The following is a 9716-nucleotide window of genomic DNA, read 5'->3' as shown; positions in this document are numbered from 1 at the left end:
ACGCTCGCGCGCCGGCTGTTCGCCCACCTGCGCGAGGGCATGCTCCTGCTGGCCGACCGCGGCTTCTACGGCTTCGAGCTGTGGCAGGCCGCCCGCGCCAGCGGCGCGGACCTGCTGTGGCGGGTCCGCACCAACGCCGCCCTGCCCGTGCTGCGGCTCCTCTCCGACGGCTCCTACCTCAGCACCGTCCACGCCGAACCGGACCGCAGGAGCCGCCGCAACCCCGTGACCGTGCGGGTCGTCGAGTACACCCTGGCCCGCAACGGCGATGCGACCGTCTACCGGCTGGTCACCACCGTCCTCGACCCGCAGGAGGCACCGGCGGCCGAACTGGCCGCGCTCTACGCCCAGCGCTGGGAGATCGAGACCACGCTGGACGAGATCAAGACCCACCAGCGCGGCCCCAGACTCGTCCTGCGCTCGAAGTACCCCTGGGGCGTGGAACAGGAGATCTACGGGTTCCTCCTGGTCCACCACGCCATCCGGCGGCTGATGCACCAGGCCGCCCTCGGCGAGGGCCTGGACCCCGACCGCCTGTCCTTCACCCGCAGCCTGCGGGTGGTTCGCCGCCAGGTCCCCGCCCAGGCGGCGCTTTCCCCCCGGCACACTCGCCCGCGCACTGACCCGCACCCTGGCTGAGATCACCGAACGCCTCCTGCCACCACGGCGTCAGCGATCCTGCCCACGCGTCATCAAACGCAAGATGTCCAACTGGCCCCTCAAACGCGCCCAACACCGCAACTGGCCACCACCCGCTCCGGCCACCGTCACGATCACCAGAGCGAGCACGACCTAAGTCACTGGCATTGGCCCTAGGGCGTGTCTGACAATTCCCGCCGGGCGCGACGCCGGGGCACGCACCTCGCCGCGTTGTCGTCGGTCGCCGATGCTCCGCATGGACTCCCTCCTCCGCCTTGCGATGCACGCACCCCGACGCCGCGCGCTGATCCGACGCGAATTGTCAGACACGCCCTAGAACGCCGTGACGCCGTGCCCGGAGAGGTAGGCGATCGGGTTGATCACCGCGCCGTAGCGGTTGCTGGTGCGGATCTCGAAGTGCAGGTGCGGCCCGGTGGAGTTGCCGGTGTTCCCGGACAGCCCGATCCGCTGGCCCACCGACACCTGCTGGCCCGCCGAGACCGAGAGCGCGGACAGGTGGGCGTACTGGGCGAAGTGCCCGTCGGCGAGCCGCAGCACGACCTCCTTGCCGTACGCGCCGTCCCAACCGGCCGAGACCACGGTCGCGTCGCCGACCGCGAGCACCGGCGTGCCCGGGGACACCGCGAAGTCCACCCCGGTGTGGTACCCGGCGGCGTACTCGGAGTTGGCCACCCCGTACGGATTGCTGGTCGGTGCGTCCGGCACCGGCGCCGACCAGTCCGGCGCGGGCGCCGGGGCCGGGGCGGCCTCCGGCTGGGCCTCGGCGGGGTCGGCGGCGGGTTCGGGGGCGGCCGGATCGGCGGTCCCGGGCTCCGGGGCCGGCGGGTCGAACGGCAGCAGATTGGGGGCGACCGCCACGAAGGCCTGCGCCGAGGCGCCGTCGTCCGGCAGCTTGTACGGGCTGGGCCCGGCCACCTGCACCAGTCCGGGGTTGGGCACCTCGGCCCGCGGGGCGGTGAAGGCCGAACTGCCCGGGGTGGTCGGCAGCACGGTCTGCGCCGAGGCGCTGCCCGGCGCGGCCACCAGCAGCGCGCCCGCGAGCAGCACCGCGACGGACCCGGCCGAGACCACCGCGTGGTCGCGCTCGGTGCGCTGCCGGCTGCCCGGCAGGGTGGCGTGTCGGGGGGTGGCCAGCAGGCGCAGCGGCGGCACGGCACGGCTGCGGACGGCCTGGCCGATCCGCGGCTGCCAGACGGCCGCCTGGGCCGTCGCACGGACGGCGAGCCGGCGCAGGGCCGGTCCCACGGGCGGAACGGTGGACATCGCCGGCGTACCTCACGGTCGGACGGGGGCAGCACGAAGCGCCCGATCGGGCGCTTCGCTGAGCGGGGGACCACTCAGGTGTAACGGTCACCGAGCGGAGTCCCAAACGGCGTGACGTACTACGGCGTGTAGTCATCGTGGCGCCGGATATTCAAGCCGACGGAGTAATGATCATGCGATCGGATCGTCCACGACCGGCCCGATCCGCCCCGCCGTCCCGCCCGCCCGACTACTAGGCCCGGTCGTACCGCGGCGAATCGCTGTGACGATCGCCACCCGTGAACCGGGTTTGATGCCCGAAAAGCGGCCGGCCCGCCCCCGCGGGAAGCGGGGGCGGGCCGGCCGTGGAGGCTGGGGTCAAACTGCCATCACACCGGGTGCGATCAGTTGTCGACCGGGCGGACCCGGATCCAGGTCTCCAGGTAGTTCGCGGACTCGTTCTCGACCTCGATGCTGGTGCCCGTCTTGGGGACGTCGACACCGGCGTACTGGTTGTCCTTCGACCACCAGGACTTCAGGTCGTTGAACTCGTCGACGCCCTTGGACTTCGGGATGACCGTCTCGACGTCGGCCTTGTGCAGGGTCAGCGCCGGGACGCGGCGCGAACCGAAGGTCGAGTCGAAGCCCTGCATGCGCGGACGCATCAGGGTGCCGTCGGACCACTTCATCGGGGTCGGGTGCGAGTCGACCGGCAGGACCAGGCCGTGGCCCGGGTGGGCGCTCACGTTGTTGTCGGTCTGCGACTCGTCCCAGTACCAGATCAGCAGGCCGGGCTGGTACGAGTAGTGCTCGGCCCAGTTCGGCTTGGCGGCCGAGCCGAAGTTGTACGGGCCGGTCTTCAGCGTCTGGTCGAACGACACGTACTGCTTGTTCTCCGCGATGTAGTACTGCGCGTAGTCCTTGGTGTACGAGCCGCCGAAGCGGGTGAAGCCGGCGGCGGTCCAGCCGTTGTCGCCGTTCTCCACGTCGTCGCTGAACACGGTCGCGCCGTCGGCGACCACCGCGATGTTGTCCACCGCGAAGCCGCGGTAGTGCAGGCCGCCATCGGTGGTGTTGTGGTAGCGGAACTGGATCTTCTTGCCGGCGAAGGCGTCCAGGTTGAACGACAGGTCGCCCCAGGCGGCGGTCAGGCCGCTGAGGGCCGGGCGGCCGTTCTCCTTGGGCAGCGCGGCGCCGTTCCAGGTGCCGTCCACCACGGTCCAGGTCTTGCCGCCGTCGGCGGAGACCTCACCGAAGGCGTAGTCGAAGTCCTGCTCCAGCTCGTACCAGGCCTTGGCGTTGATGCTGGCCTTGGTCTTGCCGGTGAGGTCGATGTCCCGGGTGAGCGTGACGTTCAGGTTGTCGGCGCTGCCGCTCCACCACTCGTTGTTGCCCCCGAAGGGCTTGTTGATGTCGGTGGTGATGCTCTTCTTCGGCAGGTCGACGATGAGCGCCTGCGGCAGGTTGGTGTTGTACTCGACCGGGCCGATGTGGTGGGTCGACTCGGTGCCGGCCTTGGCGCGGTCGACCTTCAGCCAGCCGAGCTGGTACTTGCTCCAGGCGTCGAGGTCGTTCGGCATGTCGCCGATGCTGTCCTTGCCCTCGCCGAGCCAGGAGCCGGAGGACATCAGCGACCAGAAGCCGACCGAGTTGTCGATGCCCTTGCCCGCGGTGTCGTAGAGGTCCGGCAGACCGAGGTCGTGGCCGTACTCGTGGGCGAAGACGCCGAGGCCGCCGTTCTCCGGCTGCATCGTGTAGTCGCCGATCCAGAAGCCGGTGTTGCCGACCTGGACGCCGCCGAGCTTGTTGTTGTCCGGACCGGCCTGGCCGGTCAGGTTGCCGTAGACGTACGAGCGGTGCGCCCACAGGGCCTTGCTGCCCTGCTTGCCGCCACCGGCCGACTTGTCCTCACCGGCGTGCACGATCTGGAAGTGGTCGATGTACCCGTCGGGCTGGTTGAAGTTCCCGTCGTGGTGCGACCCGTAGCGGTCCCACTGGTCGTACTGGGCCAGCGTCGCCTTGATCTGGGCGTCGGTCTGACCCTTCGCCACCTGGTCCTTGTACCAGATGTCGACGGCGTCGCGGATCAGGTCCTGGGCGCTGGAGCAGACGTTGGAGCCGCAGTAGTCCGAGCCGTACCGGGCCTCGTTCCACGGCACCCGGACCCAGTCCGAGACCACGCCGTCGACCGAGTAGCGGCCCGAGGACTGCTTCTCGTAGAAGGTCTTCAGCGAGGGCTTGTCCTTGCTGAAGTACAGGTCCTGGTAGTGCTGCTGGTTGTAGTCGGCCTGCCAGGCGGTCGAGTTGTTCGTGGCCCGGTCCGGCGCCGCGATCTCGTTGTGCTTGGGGCCGGGCTCGCCACCGTACTTGACCTTGCCGTCGGCGGTCTTGGTGGTGTTGTCGACCTGGTCGCCGAAGTCGACCAGGATCGTGAAGATCTTGTCCGTGCGCTCACGGGCGAGCTCGACGTACTTGTCCTTGCCGAGCTTCACGCTGGTGCTGCCGTTGTGCTGCTCGACCTGGGCGGTGCCGTTGAGCAGCTGCTCGGTGGCGGCCTTCTTCTCGGCCTCGACCTTGGCGGTCAGCGGGCCCGGGATGTTGTGCTCGGTGGTGACGGACTGGACGGCGTCGGCGGGGTCCCTCGGGACCGGCGCCGAGCCGGCCGCGACGGCGCTGCTCGGGAACAGACCCGCGCCGAGCGTGACTATGACCGCCGCGGCGGTGGTGACCGCTGCGGCTCTCCTGGTGGTCTTCAACGTTGTGACGCCCTCCCCGACCGAGCCGACTCTTGGCCAAGGCCCGGTAAACCAATATGAAAGACAGGTGGACGTCATTTGACCGAAGTGGGGCGGGAAAAGATAGACCTTGACCCTGACATGGGCACGGCGCTATGCTCGCCGATTTCACGTCAGCTGACGGCCCGTCGGCAACGTCCCAGGTCCGGGGCGGGGTGCGGGAGGCGGGAACGCACCGAGCCCCCGGCGCGAACGCCGGGGGCTCGGTGGCTGTGAAGTTGTCTGTTAAATGTTGCTCTTACTTCGTCAGGTCCGGACCGGACGAAGCGACCTCGGCGGGGGTGTCCGCGACGGCCGACTTCTCCTCGCCGCGGAAGGTGAACTTGGCTTCCTTGCCCTCGCCCTCCACGTCGACGACCACGATGTGGCCGGCCCGCAGCTCGCCGAAGAGGATCTTCTCGGAGAGGTGGTCCTCGATCTCGCGCTGGATGGTGCGGCGCAGCGGACGGGCACCCAGGAGCGGGTCGTAGCCGCGCTTGGCCAGCAGCTTCTTGGCCTCGACGCTGAGCTCCAGGCCCATGTCCTTGTCCTTGAGCCGCTCGTCCACCTTGTCGATCATCAGGTCGACGATCTTGATGATGTCGTCCTCGGACAGCTGGTGGAACACCACGATGTCGTCGACGCGGTTCAGGAACTCGGGGCGGAAGTGCTGCTTGAGCTCCTCGCCGACCTTCGCCTTCATCCGCTCGTACCCGCTCTGGGAGTCACCCGTGGCCGCGAAGCCCAGGTTGAAGCCCTTGGAGATGTCCCGGGTGCCGAGGTTGGTCGTCATGATGATGACGGTGTTCTTGAAGTCGACCACGCGGCCCTGGGAGTCGGTCAGGCGACCGTCCTCCAGGATCTGCAGCAGCGAGTTGAAGATGTCCGGGTGGGCCTTCTCGACCTCGTCGAAGAGGACGACCGAGAACGGCTTGCGGCGGACCTTCTCGGTCAGCTGGCCGCCCTCCTCGTAGCCCACGTATCCGGGCGGGGAGCCGAACAGCCGGGAGACGGTGTGCTTCTCGGAGAACTCGGACATGTCGAGCGCGATCAGCGCGTCCTCGTCGCCGAAGAGGAACTCGGCGAGCGTCTTGGACAGTTCGGTCTTACCGACGCCGGACGGGCCGGCGAAGATGAACGAACCGCCGGGACGCTTCGGGTCCTTGAGGCCCGCACGGGTGCGCCGGATGGCCTGGGAGAGCGCCTTGATGGCGTCCTTCTGGCCGATGACGCGCTTGTGCAGCTCGTCCTCCATGCGGAGCAGACGCGAGGTCTCCTCCTCGGTGAGCTTGAAGACCGGGATGCCGGTGGCGGTGGCCAGGACCTCGGCGATGAGCTCCTCGTTGACCTCCGCGACGACGTCCATGTCGCCGGCCTTCCACTCCTTCTCGCGCTTGGCCTTGGCCTGCAGGAGCTGCTTCTCGTCGTCGCGCAGGGACGCGGCCTTCTCGAAGTCCTGCGCGTCGATCGCGCTCTCCTTCTCGCGGCGCACGTCGGCGATCTTCTCGTCGAACTCGCGCAGGTCCGGCGGCGCGGTCATCCGGCGGATGCGCATCCGGGAGCCGGCCTCGTCGATCAGGTCGATGGCCTTGTCCGGCAGGAAGCGGTCCGAGATGTACCGGTCGGCCAGGGTGGCGGCGGCGACCAGGGCGGCGTCCGTGATGGAGACCCGGTGGTGGGCCTCGTAGCGGTCGCGCAGACCCTTGAGGATCTCGATGGTGTGCGGCAGCGAGGGCTCCGCGACCTGGATCGGCTGGAAGCGGCGCTCCAGCGCGGCGTCCTTCTCCAGGTGCTTGCGGTACTCGTCCAGGGTGGTGGCACCGATGGTCTGCAGCTCGCCGCGGGCCAGCATCGGCTTGAGGATGCTGGCGGCGTCGATGGCGCCCTCGGCGGCGCCCGCGCCGACCAGGGTGTGCAGCTCGTCGATGAACAGGATGATGTCGCCGCGGGTGCGGATCTCCTTGAGGACCTTCTTCAGGCGCTCCTCGAAGTCACCGCGGTAGCGCGAGCCGGCCACCAGGGCGCCCAGGTCCAGCGTGTAGAGCTGCTTGTCCTTGAGCGTCTCCGGGACCTCGCCCTTGACGATCGCCTGCGCCAGGCCCTCGACCACGGCGGTCTTGCCGACGCCGGGCTCACCGATCAGGACCGGGTTGTTCTTGGTGCGGCGGGACAGCACCTGCATGACCCGCTCGATCTCCTTCTCGCGCCCGATGACCGGGTCGAGCTTGGCCTCGCGGGCGGCCTGGGTGAGGTTGCGCCCGAACTGGTCCAGGACCAGCGAGGTCGACGGGGTGCCCTCGGCGGGCCCGCCGGCCGTGGCCGACTCCTTGCCGCCGCTGGTCTGGTAGCCGGAGAGCAGCTGGATGACCTGCTGGCGCACCCGGTTGAGGTCGGCACCCAGCTTGACCAGGACCTGGGCGGCGACTCCCTCGCCCTCGCGGATCAGGCCGAGCAGGATGTGCTCGGTGCCGATGTAGTTGTGGCCGAGCTGCAGGGCCTCCCGGAGCGACAGCTCCAGGACCTTCTTCGCCCGGGGGGTGAAGGGAATGTGGCCGGACGGGGCCTGCTGGCCCTGGCCGATGATCTCCTCGACCTGCTGGCGTACGGCCTCAAGAGAAATCCCGAGGCTCTCCAGGGCCTTGGCGGCGACGCCCTCGCCCTCGTGGATCAGACCCAGGAGGATGTGCTCGGTGCCGATGTAGTTGTGGTTGAGCATCCGGGCTTCTTCCTGAGCCAGGACGACAACCCGCCGCGCGCGGTCGGTGAACCTCTCGAACATCGTTTATCGCTCCTCAGAGCGGTCGGGCAGTTCGGGGTCCGTCCCCGCCCTGTCCTTCCGCATGCTAGTCCCGCTCAGCGGCGCGGCCCACGGATTCACTCCCCGGTAGAGGAGCGAGATGCTGCGCGACCAGCCGACACCAATCCCAACCTGATGCTGGGAATCGGTGTTCCCACAGGTGGGCCGGATGCACCGGAATCCGCTACGCCATCGGCGAACAAGAGCCGCCGGGGCGGAGCCGGACCCCCTGCGGCCGGTCGCACACGCTGCCCCTGGACGGGTCGAAGAACCCGTCCACCTGCATTCATACCCGGTATCGGGGCGGTTCTCGCGCAGTTTCCGCGGTGGCGGTGTTCGCCTGGCGAGAAGTCGGGCCGCGGTGGCGGTGGTTCAACGGCGACCGGAGTGGTCGTACGCCGTCCCGGGGGTGTCCGCGTTACCGCTTCGCCCCTACAGCGTTGCACAGCTCGTGATTGTTCCGCCGCCCGAGCCCACTGCCCCGGCCGAGCCCGCCGCCCCGGCCGCCCCGGGCCTGGGCACGGGGGGGCCCGTGGCCGTCCGGGTGCGCGCTGCGGGGCGCGGAGGTGTTCCCTCCGCGCCCCGCGCGTGTGTCGTCGGCGCCGTGCACGGCCGCCGGGGCCCCGCATCCGCTCCGGCGGGCCGGTGGCGCCGGGGTCAGGACGCGTTGGCCTTGTCGTAGGCCTCGCGGACGGTGCTCGGCACCCGGCCGCGGTCGTTGACGTCCATGCCCTGCTCCTTGGCCCACGCGCGGATCTTCGCGGTGTCGGGAGCACTGCCGGCCGGACGCGTCGCGGGGCCGCGGCCCGGACGACGGGGGCCGGCGAGTCGGCCGCTCTGCTTGCGGCCCTTCTCCAGGTAGGGCGCCAGCAGACCGCGGAGCTTGTCCGCGTTGGCGCTCTTCAGGTCGATCTCGTAGGCAACGCCGTCGAGCGCGAACGTCACCGTCTCGTCCGCCGAACCGCCATCGAGATCGTCTTCAAGAATGACCTGCACCCTCTGTGCCACGGGCTTCCCTTTCCGCTAAACGACCCATTGCCTAAGGAAAGGAAAGCGCCTTTCTCCGGAAAACACAAACCCTTGACCGGCGCGGAGCCGCTCAGAGGTGCAGCAGCATGCGCGAGTTGCCCAGTGTGTTGGGCTTCACCCGCTCCAGGTCGAGGAACTCCGCGACACCTTCATCGTACGAGCGGAGAAGTTCTTCATAGACGTCCGTAGCGATCGCCGCCGGGTCTGTCGTACCATCATCGGTTTCCTGAAGCTCCCCGATCTCGACGAAACCGTGTTTCACGAAGAACGGCACCTCGAACGTCAAGCAGAAAATCCGACGGACGCCCAGCCAGCGCGCCGTCTGCACCAGCTTCTCCAAGAGCAGATGCCCGATCCCGAAGCCCCGGCAGGACGGATGGACCGCCAGCGTGCGGACCTCGGCGAGGTCCTCCCACATCACGTGCAGGGCGCCGCAGGCCACCACCGCGCCGTTGTCGTCGCGTTCCGCGACCCAGAACTCCTGGACGGATTCGAACAGTGTGACTGTGGGCTTGTCGAGCAGAATGCCGTCGCGCGAGTAGGCGTCGATGAGCCCGCGTACGGCCCGTACGTCCGTGGTCCGCGCGCGGCGGATGGTGACCTCCATGGCGGGACGTTATCGCGTCGTGCCGGGCGCGGTCTCCCCGGTATCCGCGCCGCCGGTATCCGGGCCGTCCCCGGCGGAATCCCCGGCGGGTGGATCCGCCGCCGGATCGGACGGGAACAACGCCGCCACCCGCAGGGCGTCCCGGAGTGCCTCGCGCTGCTCCGGCGACATCAGGCCGAAGAAGTGGACCAGGGCCGCCGCGGGATTGTCACCGGTGGCCCAGGCGTCGTTCATCAGGGCCGCCGTGTACGCCTCACGCGAGGAGACCGGTTCATATCGATAGGCCCGGCCGACCCGCTCGCGGCGCAACCAGCCCTTTCTGTGCAGCTTGTCCAGGACGGTCATCACCGTGGTGTACGCGATTTCCCGTTCCGACTGCAGATCCAGGAGAACCTCGCGAACCGTCACCGGTCGGTTCCACCGCCACACCCGGGTCATGATGGCGTTCTCAAGTTCGCCGAGTTGCCGGACCATAGTGCCGCCAGGATAGGGAGTGAATGGGGCAAATCTTGTGAAGTGCGCCAAACCGGCGCGCCGCCACCCCCGGGAATCGGGAATGGCGGCGCGGGTGGTCCGGGGGCGGCTGACGACGTCAGTCGGATCAGTC

The 9716-nt window shown here is 69.1% G+C and carries 7 protein-coding genes; 1 reads left to right on the top strand and 6 read right to left on the bottom strand.

The window, feature by feature from the left end; all coding sequences use genetic code 11:
* A partial coding sequence (locus ABTZ03_RS05390) for an IS4 family transposase (RefSeq protein ID WP_350511497.1) occupies positions 1-639 on the top strand: 639 nt, incomplete at its 5' end.
* Positions 640-972: 333 nt separating this feature from the next.
* Here ABTZ03_RS05390 and ABTZ03_RS05385 read toward each other — a convergent pair.
* The 6 genes from ABTZ03_RS05385 to ABTZ03_RS05360 form a co-directional block, all read right to left on the bottom strand.
* Positions 973-1923, bottom strand: a complete 951-nt coding sequence (locus ABTZ03_RS05385; protein ID WP_350511496.1) for a M23 family metallopeptidase — start codon at positions 1921-1923, stop codon at positions 973-975.
* Between the two features lie 383 nt (positions 1924-2306).
* A complete protein-coding gene (locus ABTZ03_RS05380) occupies positions 2307-4658 on the bottom strand; it encodes an immune inhibitor A domain-containing protein (protein WP_350511495.1) in 2352 nt (783 codons plus the stop codon).
* Between the two features lie 277 nt (positions 4659-4935).
* Positions 4936-7455 (bottom strand): ATP-dependent Clp protease ATP-binding subunit, encoded by a 2520-nt coding sequence (locus ABTZ03_RS05375; RefSeq protein ID WP_350511494.1) that lies wholly within the window; start codon positions 7453-7455, stop codon positions 4936-4938.
* Between the two features lie 675 nt (positions 7456-8130).
* Positions 8131-8481: a histone-like nucleoid-structuring protein Lsr2 gene (locus ABTZ03_RS05370; protein ID WP_350511493.1), complete on the bottom strand. Its 351-nt coding sequence runs from the start codon at positions 8479-8481 to the stop codon at positions 8131-8133.
* Positions 8482-8572: 91 nt separating this feature from the next.
* Entirely contained in the window at positions 8573-9109 is a 537-nt protein-coding gene (locus ABTZ03_RS05365; RefSeq protein WP_350511492.1) for an amino-acid N-acetyltransferase, read from the bottom strand.
* Between the two features lie 9 nt (positions 9110-9118).
* Positions 9119-9583, bottom strand: coding sequence for a BlaI/MecI/CopY family transcriptional regulator (locus ABTZ03_RS05360; RefSeq protein WP_350511491.1), 465 nt, complete (start codon positions 9581-9583; stop codon positions 9119-9121).
* Positions 9584-9716 lie beyond the last annotated feature (133 nt).

Origin of the sequence: Kitasatospora sp. NPDC096077, assembly GCF_040303245.1 — a bacterium.
In the GTDB taxonomy this organism is placed as follows: domain Bacteria; phylum Actinomycetota; class Actinomycetes; order Streptomycetales; family Streptomycetaceae; genus Kitasatospora.
The sequence above is the reverse complement of the archived record's forward strand: the minus strand, read 5'-3'. Positions and strand labels throughout refer to the sequence as shown.

What these genes read in the sequence shown, in the direction of transcription:
- ABTZ03_RS05385 (WP_350511496.1), bottom strand. Translation starts at nt 1,923, where the DNA reads ATGTCCACCGTTCCGCCCGTGGGACCGGCCCTGCGCCGGCTCGCCGTC.
- ABTZ03_RS05375 (WP_350511494.1), bottom strand. Translation starts at nt 7,455, where the DNA reads ATGTTCGAGAGGTTCACCGACCGCGCGCGGCGGGTTGTCGTCCTGGCT.
- ABTZ03_RS05365 (WP_350511492.1), bottom strand. Translation starts at nt 9,109, where the DNA reads ATGGAGGTCACCATCCGCCGCGCGCGGACCACGGACGTACGGGCCGTA.
- ABTZ03_RS05360 (WP_350511491.1), bottom strand. Translation starts at nt 9,583, where the DNA reads ATGGTCCGGCAACTCGGCGAACTTGAGAACGCCATCATGACCCGGGTG.